The organism is Caballeronia grimmiae (assembly GCF_000698555.1).
GTDB lineage: Bacteria > Pseudomonadota > Gammaproteobacteria > Burkholderiales > Burkholderiaceae > Caballeronia > Caballeronia grimmiae.
The window spans coordinates 19,930-35,983 of sequence record NZ_JFHE01000005.1; the positions used below are offsets into that span (position 1 = coordinate 19,930).

The following is a 16,054-nucleotide window of genomic DNA, read 5'->3' on the forward strand; positions in this document are numbered from 1 at the left end:
CTCAGTGTCGATCGATAAGCGCCTCAGGCGCCGTTTAGTGGTGAATGCTTTTTTTTAGCGGCTTCCGCCGCCGGTTTCCGAGCCGCGGGGCCGGCCGGTGGCGGATCGTGCGGGTCGGGATAGTCGTTGCGTCCGGCGGGCGGCGGCACGAGATCGATGCCGCCTGCCGAGAAAGGATGGCAGCGGCAAAGCCTTCTCGCGGCCAGATACGTGCCACGCGCGGCGCCATGATACTGGATTGCCTCGCGCGCGTAGTCGGAACAGGAAGGGTAAAAGCGGCACCGGTTGCCGAGCAGGGGGCTCACAGCAACCTTGTAGAAGCGCAACAACGCGATGAGTGCCGTTTGCATAAGCTTCGCGCCGCGCATCATGTCCGCCATGAGGGCCGGACCTGACGAAGCCTGCGCTTCATGACCCCGAAGGGCCGGATGAGTCGTCGACGGCTGGCGCGCTCGGCGGCCCCGCCACGGATTCCGCCGCACGGCGCGCGGCTTCGCGCACGGCACGGTCGAACAATGCTTCCAGTTCGCCGCGGCATAACGCATGAAGCGGCGGCGAACTGGCGCTCGGCATCGCCTTGCGGTCGATCTTCGCGTGCAGCCGCACGAGAATGTCGAATCCGCGTAGCTGTTCGCGTCGCAGACGAAACGCCTCGCGCGCGAGCCGCTTGATCAGGTTACGCGTGACGGCGCGCGGCGCCTGCTTCTTGCCGATGACGAGACCCAGCCGCGCCTCGCCGCCCGTGGGCTTGCCGTACAGAACGAAGTGCGGCGAGCGCCGCCAGGGGCGCAAACGAAAAACGGATGAGAACTCATCCGTTTTCAGCAGCCTTGCGGCCTTGGGGAACGCGGCGTGCGCCGGCAACTGAACGATGTCCTGTTTCAAGACTTCTGTGCGGCGCTCGGCATGCGGCTCGCCATCCTGCGCTGCGTCCGGTTCCGGACGCGACCCGGCTGCGAGCAGCACCGTCTCTATTAGACTGCCAGGCGCTTGCGGCCCTTCGCGCGGCGAGCGTTGATGACCTTGCGGCCGCCAGCGGTCTTCATGCGAACGCGGAAGCCATGGGTGCGCTTGCGGCGCGTCACGGAAGGTTGGTAAGTACGTTTCATGGTGCTCTCACTTGAGTTGATTGACCGCGCGGGCTTGGCTCCAGTGTGGTCACTGCAAGCGCGATGGCCGGAGGTTCCAGGAATTCTGTTTTCGCGGAACCCGCTATTTAAACCGTTTTCCTATTGACCGTCAATACTTTAGCGCCGATTAACGCCCCATCGACCGTCTCGAGTGGTCGCTCGTCGCGCTGATTTGACCCTGTGGATAACTCGCGCGTCCAGCGGGTTTGGCGTTAGAATCTCGCCTTACTCCCAAATATCCGCCCGCTGCTTCGGCCCGCCGTTCGCCCGCAAACCCTTGCGGCGAAAGCCTCCGGAGCATGCCTGCTTGGCCGTGCCGGGACTTGCCGCAATCTTGGGCAAGCATGGCCGCAGGTGCGCGCAGCAACCATAACGACCGCATTCGATGAACGATTTCTGGGAACATTGTTCCGCATTGCTGGAGCGCGAGCTTACGCCCCAGCAGTACGTCACGTGGATCAAGCCGCTAACCCCGGTCGACTTCGATGCCGACGCGAGCACCCTGCGCATCGCCGCTCCCAACCGCTTCAAGCTCGACTGGGTGAAGAGCCAGTTCTCGGGCCGCATCGCCGATGCGGCGCGCGAGTTCTTCAGCGCACCCATCGACGTCCAGTTCGTTCTCGATCCGAAAGCCACCGCGCGCAGCGCAATCGGCGGCGGCCCGAATGCGGCGCCGCGTCCGAGCGTGGCCGCGCCCCGTCCGCCGGCGCCGTCCGCGCCATCGCCGGCCCAGCAGGCGCCGACCGTCGTCGCGCACGCGAACGCCGCCGCGCACGTCAATGCGCTCGCGGCCGAGGCCGCGCAGCAGGCGCAGTCGATGCACGAAGACCAGGCCGACCTCGACCTCCCGAGCCTCGACGCCAACGAAGCCGCCGCTGGCCGGCGCACGTGGCGGCCGGGCGGCGCGGCATCGGCGGGCAGTGAAAACGATTCCGCGTTCGAGCGCTCGAAGCTCAATCCGGTGCTCACGTTCGACAACTTCGTGACCGGTAAGGCGAACCAGCTCGCGCGCGCGGCGGCCATTCAGGTCGCCGACAACCCGGGCATCTCGTACAACCCGCTCTTCCTGTACGGCGGCGTGGGCCTCGGCAAGACGCACCTGATCCACGCCATCGGCAATCAGTTGTTGATGGACAAGGCCGGCGCGCGCATCCGCTACATTCACGCGGAGCAGTACGTGTCCGACGTGGTGAAGGCGTACCAGCGCAAGGCGTTCGACGACTTCAAGCGTTACTACCACTCGCTCGATCTGCTGCTCATCGACGATATTCAGTTCTTCTCGGGCAAGTCGCGCACGCAGGAAGAGTTTTTCTACGCGTTCGAGGCGCTGGTCGCCAACAAGGCGCAGGTCATCATCACGAGCGATACGTATCCGAAGGAAATCTCCGGCATCGACGATCGCCTGATCTCCCGCTTCGACTCCGGGCTGACGGTCGCGATCGAGCCGCCGGAACTGGAGATGCGCGTCGCGATCCTGATGCGCAAGGCGTTCTCCGAAGGCGTGAGCCTGTCGGAAGACGTGGCGTTCTTCGTCGCCAAGCATCTGCGCTCGAACGTGCGCGAGCTCGAAGGCGCGCTGCGCAAGATCCTCGCGTATTCGAAGTTCCACGGCCGCGAAATCACCATCGAGCTGACGCGCGAAGCGCTGAAAGACCTGTTGACGGTGCAGAACCGGCAGATCTCGGTGGAGAACATCCAGAAGACCGTCGCCGATTTCTACAACATCAAGGTCGCCGACATGTATTCGAAGAAGCGGCCGGCCAATATCGCGCGCCCGCGCCAGATCGCGATGTACCTGGCGAAGGAACTGACGCAGAAAAGCCTGCCGGAAATCGGCGAGCTGTTCGGCGGTCGCGATCACACGACGGTGCTGCACGCGGTGCGCAAGATCGCCGCCGAGCGCGGAAACGACGCCCAGTTGAATCACGAACTGCACGTGCTCGAGCAGACGCTCAAGGGCTGAGCCCGGGCGATGCCCGCCTGAAGAACGCACGCCTTCAAAAGCACGCGCCGCGGACCTGTTTATTGGCGAAAACGCCCCTATTTTTAGGGAGTGGTTCCGTTTTAAGGCACAATACAGGTTTGCCGTCCGTGGCCCGGGCGGTTCTCAAGCGCAAGCTCGCGAGTGACCGGCGGGGGGCCGGCAACGCGTGTTACGAGGTTGTCCGGCGGTGCAGTGAGAAGCAGCGGTGGCGAACCGCGGGACAGGCCGTCACATCAATGAAGGAACTCTATGCAACTGGTCAAGACCGAACGAGATAATCTTCTAAGGCCGCTGCAAACCGTGAGCGGTATCGTAGAACGCCGCCACACGTTGCCTATCCTCGCGAATCTGCTCATCACCAAGAACGGCGGGGATGTGTCGTTCCTCTCGACCGACCTCGAACTTCAGATCACCACCCGCGCGGATTTCGGCGTCGGTGGCGATCAGGTCGCGACCACCGTCGCCGCGCGCAAGCTGCTCGACATTTTGCGTGCGATGCCCCCGGGCGAAGTCGCGCTCGACCTGTCCGACAAGCGCCTCACGGTGCGCTCGGGCAAGAGCCGCTTTGCGCTGCAGACGCTCGCCGCAGACGAATTTCCCACGGTCAATCAGGCTACTGACTTCGGCGCGAGCCTGTCGGTTCCCCAGAAGACGTTCCGCCAGTTGCTCGGCATGGTGTATTTCGCGATGGCCCAGCAGGACATCCGCTACTACCTGAACGGCATGCTGCTCGTGGTGGATGGCGACCAGCTCATGGCAGTCGCAACGGATGGCCACCGCCTCGCGTTCTCGTCGATGAAAATCGACGGCGGCGCGTTCCCGCGTCAGGAAGTCATCATCCCGCGCAAGACCATTCTGGAACTGCAGCGTTTGCTGGAAGACATCGACGACACGCTCAAGATCGATATCGCCGCGACGCAGGTCAAGTTCACCTTCGGTCAGGTGGAACTGGTGTCGAAGCTGGTCGAAGGCAAGTTCCCCGACTTCCAGCGCGTCATTCCGAAGTCGCACAAGAACACGTTTGAAATCGGCCGCGAAGAATTGCAGCGTTCGCTGCAGCGCGCGGCCATTCTGACCTCGGACAAGTTCAAGGGCGTGCGCTGCCTGATCGAGCCGGGCCAGCTCAAGATCATGTCGACCAACGCGGATCAGGAAGAGGCGCAGGAAGAACTCGAGATCGCCTATCAGGGCGATACCGTCGATATCGGATTCAACGTCACGTACCTGCTCGACGTCCTCGCGAATCTGAAGGTCGACACGCTGCAAGTCGCGCTTGGCGACGCCAATTCCAGTGCGCTCATCACGATTCCCGAGAACGAGGAATTTAAGTACGTGGTGATGCCGATGCGCATCTGACGCACGCGGATACCGAGGACACTCCAAGGGGCGGCGCGCCCCTTTGGCGTTTTTAAGGTGTTTTGAAAAGTTCGAGCAGTAACCGAAGCAGTGACGCAGAACCGGAAGAAATCCATGACTGAAAACACAAATTCGCAGCCCGACAACAGCTACGGCGCATCGTCCATTCAGATCCTCGAAGGTTTGGAAGCCGTGCGCAAGCGCCCTGGCATGTATATCGGCGATACGTCGGATGGCACCGGTCTGCATCACCTCGTCTTCGAAGTGCTGGACAACTCCATCGACGAGGCGCTCGCGGGCTATTGCGACGACATCCACGTGACGATTCACGCGGACAACTCCATCTCCGTGACGGACAACGGCCGCGGCGTGCCCACGGGCCTGAAGCGCGACGACAAGCACGATCCGAAGCGCAGCGCCGCTGAAATCGTGATGACGGAACTGCACGCCGGCGGCAAGTTCGACCAGAACAGCTACAAGGTGTCAGGCGGCCTGCATGGCGTGGGCGTGTCGTGCGTGAACGCGCTGTCCGAATGGCTGCGCCTCACGGTGCGTCGCGATGGCAAGAAGCATTTCATGGAGTTCTCGCGCGGCGTCGTGCAGAACCGCGAGATCGTCGAAGAAGACGGCGTGCAATATTCGCCGATGCCCGTTGTCGGCGAAACCGAAAACCGCGGCACCGAAGTTCACTTTCTGGCAGACGCGACCATCTTCGGCAATGTCGAATTCCACTACGACATTCTCGCCAAGCGTATGCGCGAGCTGTCGTTCCTGAATAACGGCGTGCGTATCCGCCTGACGGATCTGCGTACGGGCAAGGAAGACGATTTCGCGTTCGCGGGCGGCGTGAAGGGCTTCGTCGAATACATCAACAAGCAGAAGCAGGTGCTGCATCCGAACGTATTCTATTCGACGGGCGAGCGCGACAACGTGTCGGTCGAAGTGGCGATGCAGTGGAACGACAGCTTCAACGAAAGCGTGCTCTGCTTCACGAACAACATTCCGCAGCGCGATGGCGGGACGCACCTGACCGGCCTGCGCGCCGCGATGACGCGCGTCATCAACAAGTACATCGTGGACAACGAGATTGCGAAGAAGGCGAAGGTCGAGACGACCGGCGACGACATGCGCGAGGGGTTGTCGTGCGTGCTGTCGGTGAAGGTGCCCGAGCCGAAGTTCAGCTCGCAGACGAAGGACAAGCTGGTGTCGTCGGAAGTGCGCGCGCCGGTGGAGGAAATCGTCGCGAAGGCGCTGGAAGATTACCTGCAGGAAACGCCGAACGACGCGAAGATCATCACGAGCAAGATCGTCGATGCCGCGCGAGCGCGCGATGCTGCCCGCAAGGCCCGCGAAATGACGCGACGCAAGGGCGTGCTGGATGGCATTGGTTTGCCGGGCAAGCTCGCGGATTGCCAGGAGAAGGATCCGGCGAAGTCGGAGATTTATATCGTCGAGGGTGACTCGGCGGGCGGATCGGCGAAGCAAGGCCGCGACCGCAAGTTCCAGGCAATCCTGCCGTTGCGCGGCAAGGTGTTGAACGTGGAGAAGGCGCGCTTCGACAAGCTCATTTCGTCGGAGCAGATCGTGACGCTGGTGACGGCGCTGGGCTGTGGCATCGGCAAGGACGACTACAACCTCGACAAGCTGCGCTATCACCGCATCATCATCATGACGGATGCGGACGTGGACGGCGCGCACATCCGCACGTTGCTGCTGACGTTCTTCTATCGGCAGATGCCGGAGATCGTCGAGCGCGGCTATATCTATATCGCGCAGCCGCCGCTGTACAAGATCAAGGCGGGCAAGGACGAGCGGTATATGAAGGACGCGCACGAGCTCAACCAGCATATGCTGAAGCTCGCGCTGAACGGATCGGAACTGATTCCGAGCGAAGGCGCGGAAGGCATCAGCGGCGATGCGCTCGGTGAACTCGCGCGCGCGTATTTGCTGGCGCAAGCGGTGGTGGATCGACTGAGCCGCATTTACGATGCAGCCGCGCTCGAAGCGGTGATGGATGGCGTGGTGATCGATCTGTCGTCGCAGGAACAGGCGGAGGCATCGGCGAAGCGGCTGGAGGAACGGCTGCGGGCCGATCCGCTGAAGCCGGAAGTCAGCGTCGAAGCGGCTTACGATCAGGTGCGCGAGGTGCGCTCGCTGCATATCAAGCGGCGTCATCACGGCAACGTGAAGGTCTCTGTGCTCGATGAGGACCTTCAACTGACGGCGGATTACAAGCAACTCGTATCGACGGCGGATACGTTCAAGGGCTTGATCGGCGAAGGCGCGGTGATCAAGCGCGGCGAGCGGTCGATGGCTGTGTCCGATTTCAAGAGCGCGATGAAATGGCTGATCGCGGATGCGGAACGGAATGTTTCGAAGCAGCGGTATAAGGGCTTGGGTGAGATGAATCCCGAGCAGCTTTGGGAAACGACGATGGATCCGAATGTGCGGCGGTTGCTGCGCGTGCAGATCGAAGATGCGATCGCTGCGGATGGCATCTTTACTACGCTCATGGGCGATGATGTCGAGCCGCGTCGGGCGTTTATCGAGAGTAATGCGTTGAGGGCGGGGAATATTGATGTTTGAGGGGTAACTTCCTCCCACGCCTCAAACGCAACATGCAAGAAATCAGTCAGCCCAGCATCCTTCAACGCTTCCATGCGTTGAAGGTCTGGCAGCGTGGCGACGAACGTGCGCCTCATAAGCCTTTGCTCGCGCTCCTGGCGCTCGGTCTATACAGTCGCGGCGTGCGCGAAGTCCCGTTCGTTCAGTACGAAAGCAAGCTGAACGAACTGCTCCGCGAGTTCGGCCCGTGGCGGCGCACGCTTTACCCCGAGATGCCATTCTTGCGCCTGCAGAGCGACGACGTCTGGCAGGTTCAGACGCAGGACGCCACCGACCGTATCGCGCCGAACGCGGCTCTCACCAAGACGCAATTGCGAAAACTGGATGCCGTCGGCCGCTTCTCCGACGACGTGCAACGTGCGTTCGACGCCGACCCGCGAGCAATCGGCGCCGTCGCGCACATGCTGCTCGATGCGCATTTCGCCGATAGCATCCACGACGACATCCTCGACGCCGTTGGCCTCGCGCCGGAATCGCTCACATCGCTGGACCTAAGAGAACCCGCCAGGACGCGCCGAAACGCCTACTTCCGCGACAACGTCCTGCGCGCCTATGAATATCGCTGCGCGTTGTGCGATCTGGACATGCGCATCTGCAACCGCACCGTCGGCCTCGAAGCAGCGCACATCAAGTGGTTCCAGTTCGAAGGCCCCGACACTGTCGAGAACGGCATCGCGCTGTGCTGCCTGCATCACAAGCTGTTCGATATGGGCGCGTTCACGCTCGCCGACGACCGGCGTGTGCTCGTCTCCGAGAAAGCCCACGGCAGCAGGCAATTCGAGCAGATACTGTTGAGACACCACGGCGGCCAACTGAACGCTCCGGTGCAACGGGAGCATCATCCGTCGCATTCGTTCGTCGCATGGCATCGCGATCAAGTCTTCAGAGGACGTCCGCGGCCGCTCTGAAGACCGCCCCGCATCGCCACCCGCGTACACTCTCGCTTTAACCCACTCCATCGCGCCCACGCGACCTCATCATGTTCACCTGCCGAAACCAGTCCTGCGGCGCAGACTGGAAGCTCTCTGACGTCAACATTCACAACGAAGGCCAAGGCCTGCTCTTTCGCTGCCCGATGTGCGGCGCGCGCAACTACGTAACCCGCCGCCGGACAAAGGATGGCGAAACCACGTACGCGCAAGTCACCGAATTCCCGCCCAACGGCAAGCGTTGACACCATGATGACCGATACTTCCTTCGCCAGCCTGCCGCTCTCGCCCGCGATGCAGGCGAATCTCCAACAACTCGGCTACACCTCGATGACGCCGATTCAGGCCGCGAGCCTGCCGCACGCGCTCGCGGGTCACGACCTCATCGCGCAGGCCAAGACGGGCAGCGGCAAGACCGCCGCCTTCACGTTGCCGCTGCTGGCGCGGCTCGACGTCGGCCAGTTCGCGGTGCAAGCCATCGTGCTGTGCCCGACGCGTGAACTCGCCGACCAGGTCACGCAGGAAATCCGCCGCCTCGCGCGTGCAGAAGAGAACATCAAAGTGCTCACGCTGTGCGGCGGCACGCCGATGCGTCCACAAGTCGCGAGCCTCGAACACGGCGCGCATATCGTCGTGGGGACGCCCGGGCGCATCATGGACCATCTGCAACGAGAGACGCTTTCGCTCGATGCAGTCCGCACGCTCGTCCTCGATGAAGCCGATCGCATGCTCGACATGGGCTTCTTCGACGATATCGCATCGGTGGCGCGGCAATGTCCGAAGGATCGGCAGACGCTGCTGTTCTCGGCGACATATCCGGAAGGCATCGTCAAACTGAGTCAGCAGTTCCTGCGCAATCCGCGGGAGATCAAGCTCACCGAGCAACACAGCAACGCAAAGATCAAGCAGCGCTTCTATCAGGTCGAGGAAGACCAACGGTTGCACGCGGTTGGTTTGCTGCTCGATCACTATCGCCCGGTCAGCACGCTCGCGTTCTGCAACACGAAGCAGCAATGCCGCGACCTGCTGGACGTCCTGCTCGCGCAGGGCTTCGAGGCGCTCACGCTGCATGGCGAACTCGAGCAGCGCGAACGCGATCAGGTGCTCGTGCAGTTCGCGAATCGCAGTTGCTCGGTGCTCGTCGCAACGGATGTCGCCGCGCGCGGGCTCGACATCGCGCAACTGGAGGCGGTCATCAACGTCGATGTGACGCCGGACCCCGAGGTGCACGTGCATCGCATCGGCCGAACCGGGCGCGCGGGCGAGGAAGGCTGGGCGCTGTCGCTGGCGAGCATGGAGGAGATGGGGCGCGTCGGGGCAATCGAAGAGGCGCAGCGGGCTGAAGTGGAGTGGCATCCGCTGGCGGAGCTGACATCGGCGGAACCCGGGCACCTGAAGCCGCCGATGGCGACGCTGCAGATTCTCGGCGGCCGCAAGGACAAGATCCGCCCCGGCGACGTGCTCGGCGCGCTCACGGGCGAAGCGGGTTTCAAAGGCGAGCAGATCGGCAAGATCAACGTGATGGATATGGTGACTTACGTCGCAGTGGAGCGCGGCGTCGCGGACGATGCGGTGCGTAAGCTGAGTGCCGGGAAACTCAAGGGGCGGAAGGTCAAGGTGCGGCGGATGTGAGTCGGGCGGCAGCGTGGATTCGTTCTTGAAGAGCGACTTACGATTCACGCTCGCCAGCCAAACCGCCCCTCAAGCCGCAATAGCCGGATTCATGTCGACGAGGCGGTTGCTCATCACGTAGTACGTCAGTTCAGCGTTGTTCGCGAGCTTCATCTTGTCGAGGAGACGCGCGCGATAAACGCTGACCGTCTTGACCGACAGCGAGAGCGCGTGCGCGATGTCCGTCAGCCGCTTACCCGATGCAAGCATGCAAAGCGTCTGAAACTCGCGGTCGGAAAGCGTTTCGTGCGGCTGCCGCTCCGTATCGAGCGAGACGTAGTTGGCGAGCGCTTCCGCCATTTCCGGGCTGATGTACTTCCGCCCGGCGGCGACTTGCTGAACCGCGCGAATCATCAGCGCGGGATCGGCGGTTTTCGACAGATACCCCGACGCGCCGGCCTTCAGCGCACGCACCGCATACTGGTCTTCGCGATACATCGAGAACATGAGCACCGGAACCACATGCTTCAGGCGCCTGAGGCGTTTGAGCACGTCGAGACCGGTGATGTCCGGCAGGGAGATGTCGAGCAGCACGACGTCGTAAGGCTCGCGCGCCGCCAGCGTGAGCGCGTCCGCGCCCGTTGCCGCTTCGCGGACCTCCGATGCAATCCCGCGCTCGAGCAGCAATTGTGCGACACCGCGCCGCACGATGGCGTGGTCGTCTGCGAGCAGGACTTTGAGCGTCATCGACAGGTTCAGGCGTTGACGGAGCGCGGCGTCGGACGCGGCGCGACGGTCCACGGCAGGCGTGCGCGTACCGACGTGCCGCCCGCTTTCGACGAAGCGATCAACAAGGCGCCGCCCAGCGCCTCGCAGCGCTCGCGCATACCCTCGATCCCGAAGCGCCCCGTCTTGCGACGCGCGGCGGGCGTCATGCCGACGCCATCGTCTTCGACGACGAGCGTCAGCGCGTCCGCATCGGCGGTGAGCGTTACGCTTGCGTGCGTCGCTTTCGCGTGGCGTGCGACGTTCGCGAGGGCTTCCTGCGCGATGCGATAAAGCGCCAGGGCTGCGTCGGCGGGAACGCTGTTTTCAACTGAACAAGATAAATCGACACGGAGCGAAGACGCCGTTCGAAAACCGTCGATCAATCGGCGAAGCGTAGCGCACAGGCCGTCGGCCAAGGCAGGTTCGTGCAAACGCTCCACGATGCGATGGCTCGTGTCCGCGGCCTCCATCAGGCATTCTCGCGCCTGACGGAGCGCTTCCACGCAAACGGCGGGGGCATCGGTCGGGAGGAAATATTCCGCGCGGGAGATCGCCAGATTGGCGGCTGTCAGTATCGCGCCGGTTTCATCGTGCAGATCCCGGGCAATGCTGCGGCGGGCGTGCTCGTCGGCGGCAGCGAGTCTCGCACTCAGATCGCGGACGCGCTCACTCAGCAATTGCAGCTCGCGATCGCTGCGCAACGTGGCTTCGAAAAGCGCGGAGAACGGCGAGTGCGACGACGAAGCCCCGCGCAATTCCGCGCGGGGCGTTGGGCGCTCATCGTGCGTCGACGAAGCCAACGTGTTCATTCTTTCCTCGCTTTGAGCGCAACTGGCGCTACGTCCTCGGCGAACTCACGAGCGAGCGTAACGAAATTTACACTCCGTAACATCGAAGGCGGCGAAGCACATATTCGGCTTCGCTCAAGGTAATTGCATCATATCTCAAAATTATGATCAATCGCAGGTGCGGCAAGGGTTGCGGCGATATACCTCATGCCGTTTCACAGCATCAGCGAATGTGATGTTTAGGCACTTGCCCTACGCAACTTGTAACAAGCAGATGCCTGGGCGAAAAAAAAACCGGAGCGCGAAGCTCCGGTTTCCGTATTGCACTAAAACGTCGCAGCCGATCAGCCGACGAACGCCTTCTCCACGACGTAATGCCCCGGATGGTTATTGCTGCCTTCCTGGAAGCCCATCGAGTCGAGCAACTGGCGCGTGTCGCGCAGCATGTGCGGGCTGCCGCAAAGCATCACGCGGTCGTTTTCGATCGAGAACGGCTCCACGCCGATATCCGCGAACAGCTTCTTCGTTTCAATCAGATCCGTAATGCGGCCGCGGTTCGCGAACTCTTCGCGCGTCACCGTCGGGTAATACACGAGCTTTTCCGAGACGATCTCGCCGATATGCTCGTGCGCCGGCAAGTGCTCGGTGATGAAATCCTTGTACGCGAGCTCGTCGACGAAACGGCAGGTGTGCGTAAGCACGATCTTGTCGAAGCGGTCGTAGACGTCGGGGTCCTTGATGATCGACATGAACGGCGCGAGCCCGGTGCCGGTCGACAGCAGCCACAGCGTCTTGCCGGGCAGCAGATTGTCCGCGACGAGCGTGCCCGTCGGCTTCTTGCCGATCAGCACGGAATCGCCCACTTTCAAATGCTGAAGGCGCGAAGTCAGCGGGCCGTCCGGCACCTTGATGCTCAAGAATTCCAGATGCTCTTCGTAGTTCGCGCTCGCGAGGCTGTAGGCGCGCAGAAGCGGCTTGCCGTCGACTTCGAGGCCCACCATCGTGAACTGGCCGTTCTCAAAGCGGAACGAGGCGTCGCGGGTGCAGGTGAAACTGAAAAGCGTGTCGGTCCAGTGATGGACGCTCAGAACGGTTTGAGAGTTAAGGTTGCTCATGGCTTCTTGGACTAGGCGAAAACGGTGACGCTCACGGGCTGGACGTCAGAAGGGCGCTACGCTCGATGCTGCGCGAATGGACGAATCGAATGGCTCGACGGTCCGCGATTCCATGCTGTCTGCCTTCGACGGCCGCGCATTTGCAGAGGCGCAATCAGCTATTTTAACCTGATAGCCGATGCGCGTCCCGAGGCCGCTCGTGGCACGGCTGCGGCGACGAAGCACAACTCCGCCGGACCGGCCACATTACCCATTCATTGCTGATCGGCAATAAAAGGCCGGGAGCACGCATCATAGCAACCGACGCCGCGCCTATCCCGAAATACCCTTCCGGCAGAAGGCGGCAGCGTCGCCGTTCAGACTCGCTGATCCGTCGACGGCTTTTCCCACAGGTTGATGCCGCCTTCCTGCGCGTGCTGGTCGATTTCCGCCAGTTCTTCCGCGCTGAACTCAAGGTTCTTCAACGCGCCGACGTTCTCGACGACCTGTTCCGCACGGCTCGCACCGATCAGCACCGACGTCACGCGCCCGTCGCGCAACGCCCACGCGAGCGCCATCTGAGCGAGGCTCTGACCACGCCGCTGAGCCAGTTCGTTGAGCTTGCGAACATGGGCGAGGTTCGCATCGCTCAGATGTTCCTGCTTCAGCGATCCGCCGCCCGGCTTGTTGACGCGCGCGTCCTGCGGCACGCCGTTCAGATACTTGCTCGTCAGCAGTCCTTGCGCGAGCGGCGTGAACGCGATGCTGCCCGCGCCGACATCGTCGAGCGTATCGAGCAGCTCGTGCTCGATCCAGCGATTGAGCATGTTGTACGACGGCTGATGGATCAGCAGCGGCACCTTGTGCTCGGCCAGCAGCTTCGCCATTTCGCGCGTTTTCGCGGCCGAATACGACGAAATCCCGACATACAGCGCCTTGCCCGAATGCACGGCCGTCGCCAGGGCGCCTGCGGTTTCTTCGAGCGGCGTGTCGGCATCGAAACGATGCGAATAGAAAATATCGACGTAATCGAGGCCCATGCGCTTCAGGCTCTGATCGAGGCTCGCGAGCACGTACTTGCGCGATCCGCCGCCCTGGCCGTACGGACCGGGCCACATGTCCCAGCCCGCTTTCGACGAAATCAGCAGTTCGTCGCGATACGGCCGGAAGTCGTCCTTGAACAGGCGGCCGAAGTTCGACTCCGCGCTGCCGTACGGCGGGCCGTAGTTATTCGCGAGATCGAAGTGCGTGATGCCGTGGTCGAACGCTGCGCGCAGAATTTCGCGCTGCGTCGAGAGCGGCGTCGTATCGCCGAAGTTGTGCCAGAGACCCAGCGACAACGCCGGCAGTTTCAGTCCGCTCTTGCCGCATGTGCGGTATTGCATCTGCGTGTAGCGCTCTGAAGCTGCTTCGTAAGCCATGACGGATTTCCTTTGCGGGTTGCGGAATTGAACTAACTTTGACAAGCGTAAGTGGCCGATGCCCGGAACCTTGCGATACGCTCGCGGGTCCGGTCAAAACCGACAATGGTAAGCCAAACGGCGCGGGCGCGAGCGTGGCGCTGCGGCCGTCCCGCCATCCGGAATCATTCACATGCAATTAAGGAGAGTCTCGTGGACCCAATCGACAAACTGCGTCCCGCCTACGATTTCATGCTCACGCTCGGGCTGACTTACGGCGTCAACATTCTGATGGCGATTCTGATCGTCGCTATCGGCTGGTGGATTTCGAACGCCGTGTCGAACGCGCTGCGGCGCACGCTGAGCCGCACGAATGTCGATGCGACGCTTACGCCCGTGCTCGCGAGCCTCGCGATGTGGGCGATTCGCGTCGTCGCGATCGTCGCCGCGCTCGGCAAGTTCGGCATCGCGGCGGCGAGCATTCTGACGGTGCTGGGCGCGGCGGGACTGGCTATCGGCCTGGCGCTGCAGGGCACGCTGCAAAACATCGCGGCGGGGCTGATGCTTCTGCTGCTGCGGCCGTTCCGTGTGGGCGATTACATAGAAGGCATCGGCGTGACGGCGGGAACGGTCAACGAAATTGGCCTCTTCACGACGCGTCTCACGAAAGCCGACGGCATCGTCATGTATGTGCCCAACAGCATCATCTGGGCGAATCCGGTGACGAACTACAGCGCGAACGAACGCCGCCGCGTCGTGCTCAACTTCCTCGTGCAGCATGGACAGGACGTCGAGCGCGTGCTCGCCGAACTGCGCCGGATGGTGGCTCAGGATCCGCGCATCGTTCAGGAAGGCGCGTCGGCGCCGTGGATCGCCGTCACGGATTACACGGATACGGGCGTCAAGTTCAACGTGGGCGTATGGACGAGCGCCGCCGATCATCCCGGCGTCCAGGCGGACCTGTTGCGTCAGATTCAGCCGCTGACGCGCGTGCCCGTCGCCGCGTGACTGGACGCGTTCGGGCGCGCCTTGTAAGCTGGCGCGCCCCATCCCGAAAAGAACGAGGACACGTATGACCCGGGCGATTTCTGTTGCGTTGCTGATCGGCGGCGTCGTGCTGCTTTACTTCGGCGGCCAGTCGTTCCATTCGCTGAGCAACGATGTATCGCGATTCTTTACCGGCTCGCCGACGAACAAGACGATCTGGCTGATCGCGGGCGGTATCGTCGCGTCGCTGGCCGGCCTGATCGGCCTCGCGTTGCCGTCGAAGCGCTGAAACCGGTGCGTCAGATCAGCGCGACTTCCGGCTTCGACGCCGAGCGCGTGCCCGGCAGCGGAGCGTTGCTGGCGCCGCGATACGTGTAGACGAGCGAGAACTTCACCTGCTCGGTCAGGTTCTTGCCCGCCGAATGCAGCGTGTTGCAGTGAAAGAACACGACATCGCCCTTTTTGAGCGCCGGTGAAAACGCCGTGCGAATCAGCGCGGTGTTCTCCGGGAGGTCCGCGCGGAAAAACTTCGCCTCGTCGAAACGATCCGACGTGAACGCCAGCCGATGCGATCGCGGCACGAACCAGAGCGCGCCGTTATCGACAGTTTCGTCGCCGAGCGCGACCCACGCGGACACTAGGTCGTCGCGCTCGAACGCCCAGTAACGCACATCGCGATGCCATCCCGTCAGGCTGCCGTATGCGGGGTGCTTCGTCATCACGCAGTTGTGATGCGCGCGCGAAAGATACGGTGCCTCGCCGAAATAAAGCTCCATCCAGCCGCGCACTTCCGGCGACGTCGCGAATTCCGCGAAAAACGCGTGGCGCGCGTACGCGTCAAGCAGACGTCGCACGGTTTGCCCGCCCGGCGCATGCCTGGATTGCGGCGCACCGGGATACCGCAGGTCGGCTTCGTATTCCAATGGCGCGGCGGCTTCGGCCAGTTGCCGTTGCGCAACTTCGCGCATCTGGTCGCAACGCGCGTCGGGCACGAGCCCGTTCACGATCACGAAGCCCGTCTCGCGCAACTCCTGCACTTGCTCTTTCTTCGATTTCAGCGACGTTTGTTCAAACATGTTCGTTCAGCCTAAGCGTGGCGAGCGCATCGCCTCATGCCGCCAGCGCAATACCCGAAATTGGGGCGAATACGAACATTGTAAGTCGGACGCAGCGCGACAGCCCGTGCAGTCGGGCCTTTCATTCGCCATTTGAAGCGTTCGCTTCACTATTCGGCAGGGAAAACGTGGACTTAACGCAGTAATAAAGCTCTTGTACATTGACTGCATCGATTCGGTGCAACTTCGCATCCAAGGTTGAATCGAAGCCTTGAACACTAATCTGAGACAACTATCGTCAAGTTTGCGATCGACCTCGACCACGCA

Annotated in this window: 16 protein-coding genes; 8 read left to right on the forward strand and 8 right to left on the reverse strand. The window is 62.3% G+C overall.

Annotated features, from left to right (window positions below; translation table 11 throughout):
• Window positions 1-23: 23 nt before the first annotated feature.
• From yidD to rpmH, 3 genes are all read right to left on the reverse strand, one after another.
• Window positions 24-350, reverse strand: a complete 327-nt coding sequence (yidD, locus tag BG57_RS31145; RefSeq protein WP_229754046.1) for a membrane protein insertion efficiency factor YidD — start codon at window positions 348-350, stop codon at window positions 24-26.
• 58 nt (window positions 351-408) lie between these two features.
• The gene (gene rnpA, locus BG57_RS07825; RefSeq protein WP_035962395.1) at window positions 409-885 is read right to left on the reverse strand and encodes a ribonuclease P protein component; all 477 of its coding nucleotides are present in this window, start codon (window positions 883-885) and stop codon (window positions 409-411) included.
• A gap of 89 nt (window positions 886-974) precedes the next feature.
• On the reverse strand, window positions 975-1,109 hold the full coding sequence (gene rpmH, locus BG57_RS07830) for a 50S ribosomal protein L34 (protein WP_006998755.1): 135 nt from the start codon (window positions 1,107-1,109) through the stop codon (window positions 975-977).
• Window positions 1,110-1,515: 406 nt separating this feature from the next.
• On the opposite strand from rpmH, the gene dnaA reads away from it, so the two are divergent.
• The 6 genes from dnaA (at window position 1,516) to dbpA (ending at window position 9,656) form a co-directional block, all read left to right on the forward strand.
• Window positions 1,516-3,093, forward strand: a complete 1,578-nt coding sequence (gene dnaA, locus BG57_RS07835; protein ID WP_035962008.1) for a chromosomal replication initiator protein DnaA — start codon at window positions 1,516-1,518, stop codon at window positions 3,091-3,093.
• A 270-nt stretch (window positions 3,094-3,363) separates the two neighbouring features.
• Entirely contained in the window at window positions 3,364-4,470 is a 1,107-nt protein-coding gene (gene dnaN / locus BG57_RS07840) for a DNA polymerase III subunit beta (RefSeq protein ID WP_035962010.1), read from the forward strand.
• Window positions 4,471-4,584: 114 nt separating this feature from the next.
• On the forward strand, window positions 4,585-7,056 hold the full coding sequence (gene gyrB / locus BG57_RS07845) for a DNA topoisomerase (ATP-hydrolyzing) subunit B (protein WP_035962399.1): 2,472 nt from the start codon (window positions 4,585-4,587) through the stop codon (window positions 7,054-7,056).
• Between the two features lie 32 nt (window positions 7,057-7,088).
• Window positions 7,089-8,003, forward strand: a complete 915-nt coding sequence (locus tag BG57_RS07850; protein ID WP_052005664.1) for a phosphorothioated DNA-binding restriction endonuclease — start codon at window positions 7,089-7,091, stop codon at window positions 8,001-8,003.
• A 71-nt stretch (window positions 8,004-8,074) separates the two neighbouring features.
• Entirely contained in the window at window positions 8,075-8,269 is a 195-nt protein-coding gene (locus tag BG57_RS07855) for a hypothetical protein (RefSeq protein ID WP_035962012.1), read from the forward strand.
• A 4-nt stretch (window positions 8,270-8,273) separates the two neighbouring features.
• Window positions 8,274-9,656, forward strand: a complete 1,383-nt coding sequence (dbpA, locus tag BG57_RS07860) for an ATP-dependent RNA helicase DbpA (protein ID WP_035962014.1) — start codon at window positions 8,274-8,276, stop codon at window positions 9,654-9,656.
• Between the two features lie 69 nt (window positions 9,657-9,725).
• Here the strand turns inward: dbpA and BG57_RS07865 are convergent, their stop codons facing one another.
• The 4 genes from BG57_RS07865 to mgrA all read right to left on the reverse strand — a co-directional run bounded on the left by BG57_RS07865 (window position 9,726) and on the right by mgrA (window position 13,706).
• A complete protein-coding gene (locus tag BG57_RS07865) occupies window positions 9,726-10,382 on the reverse strand; it encodes a response regulator (protein WP_035962402.1) in 657 nt (218 codons plus the stop codon).
• Window positions 10,383-10,390: 8 nt separating this feature from the next.
• Entirely contained in the window at window positions 10,391-11,212 is an 822-nt protein-coding gene (locus BG57_RS07870; protein WP_035962017.1) for a sensor histidine kinase, read from the reverse strand.
• A gap of 323 nt (window positions 11,213-11,535) precedes the next feature.
• Entirely contained in the window at window positions 11,536-12,306 is a 771-nt protein-coding gene (locus BG57_RS07875; protein WP_035962019.1) for a ferredoxin--NADP reductase, read from the reverse strand.
• Between the two features lie 356 nt (window positions 12,307-12,662).
• Window positions 12,663-13,706 (reverse strand): L-glyceraldehyde 3-phosphate reductase, encoded by a 1,044-nt coding sequence (gene mgrA / locus BG57_RS07880; protein ID WP_035962020.1) that lies wholly within the window; start codon window positions 13,704-13,706, stop codon window positions 12,663-12,665.
• A 192-nt stretch (window positions 13,707-13,898) separates the two neighbouring features.
• Here mgrA and BG57_RS07885 point away from each other — a divergent pair, with 192 nt between their 5' ends.
• Window positions 13,899-14,693: a mechanosensitive ion channel family protein gene (locus BG57_RS07885; RefSeq protein ID WP_035962022.1), complete on the forward strand. Its 795-nt coding sequence runs from the start codon at window positions 13,899-13,901 to the stop codon at window positions 14,691-14,693.
• 64 nt (window positions 14,694-14,757) lie between these two features.
• Window positions 14,758-14,961, forward strand: a complete 204-nt coding sequence (locus tag BG57_RS07890; protein ID WP_035962024.1) for a DUF3185 family protein — start codon at window positions 14,758-14,760, stop codon at window positions 14,959-14,961.
• Window positions 14,962-14,971: 10 nt separating this feature from the next.
• On the opposite strand, the gene BG57_RS07895 is transcribed toward BG57_RS07890, so the two are convergent.
• Complete coding sequence (locus tag BG57_RS07895) at window positions 14,972-15,748, reverse strand: phytanoyl-CoA dioxygenase family protein (RefSeq protein WP_035962027.1); 777 nt, start codon at window positions 15,746-15,748, stop codon at window positions 14,972-14,974.
• Between the last annotated feature and the right edge of the window lie 306 nt (window positions 15,749-16,054).

What these genes read in the sequence shown, in the direction of transcription:
- yidD (WP_229754046.1), bottom strand. Translation starts at nt 350, where the DNA reads ATGCAAACGGCACTCATCGCGTTGTTGCGCTTCTACAAGGTTGCTGTG.
- rpmH (WP_006998755.1), bottom strand. Translation starts at nt 1,109, where the DNA reads ATGAAACGTACTTACCAACCTTCCGTGACGCGCCGCAAGCGCACCCAT.
- dnaA (WP_035962008.1), top strand. Translation starts at nt 1,516, where the DNA reads ATGAACGATTTCTGGGAACATTGTTCCGCATTGCTGGAGCGCGAGCTT.
- dnaN (WP_035962010.1), top strand. Translation starts at nt 3,364, where the DNA reads ATGCAACTGGTCAAGACCGAACGAGATAATCTTCTAAGGCCGCTGCAA.
- gyrB (WP_035962399.1), top strand. Translation starts at nt 4,585, where the DNA reads ATGACTGAAAACACAAATTCGCAGCCCGACAACAGCTACGGCGCATCG.
- BG57_RS07850 (WP_052005664.1), top strand. Translation starts at nt 7,089, where the DNA reads ATGCAAGAAATCAGTCAGCCCAGCATCCTTCAACGCTTCCATGCGTTG.
- BG57_RS07855 (WP_035962012.1), top strand. Translation starts at nt 8,075, where the DNA reads ATGTTCACCTGCCGAAACCAGTCCTGCGGCGCAGACTGGAAGCTCTCT.
- dbpA (WP_035962014.1), top strand. Translation starts at nt 8,274, where the DNA reads ATGATGACCGATACTTCCTTCGCCAGCCTGCCGCTCTCGCCCGCGATG.
- BG57_RS07865 (WP_035962402.1), bottom strand. Translation starts at nt 10,382, where the DNA reads ATGACGCTCAAAGTCCTGCTCGCAGACGACCACGCCATCGTGCGGCGC.
- BG57_RS07870 (WP_035962017.1), bottom strand. Translation starts at nt 11,212, where the DNA reads ATGAACACGTTGGCTTCGTCGACGCACGATGAGCGCCCAACGCCCCGC.
- BG57_RS07875 (WP_035962019.1), bottom strand. Translation starts at nt 12,306, where the DNA reads ATGAGCAACCTTAACTCTCAAACCGTTCTGAGCGTCCATCACTGGACC.
- mgrA (WP_035962020.1), bottom strand. Translation starts at nt 13,706, where the DNA reads ATGGCTTACGAAGCAGCTTCAGAGCGCTACACGCAGATGCAATACCGC.
- BG57_RS07890 (WP_035962024.1), top strand. Translation starts at nt 14,758, where the DNA reads ATGACCCGGGCGATTTCTGTTGCGTTGCTGATCGGCGGCGTCGTGCTG.
- BG57_RS07895 (WP_035962027.1), bottom strand. Translation starts at nt 15,748, where the DNA reads ATGTTTGAACAAACGTCGCTGAAATCGAAGAAAGAGCAAGTGCAGGAG.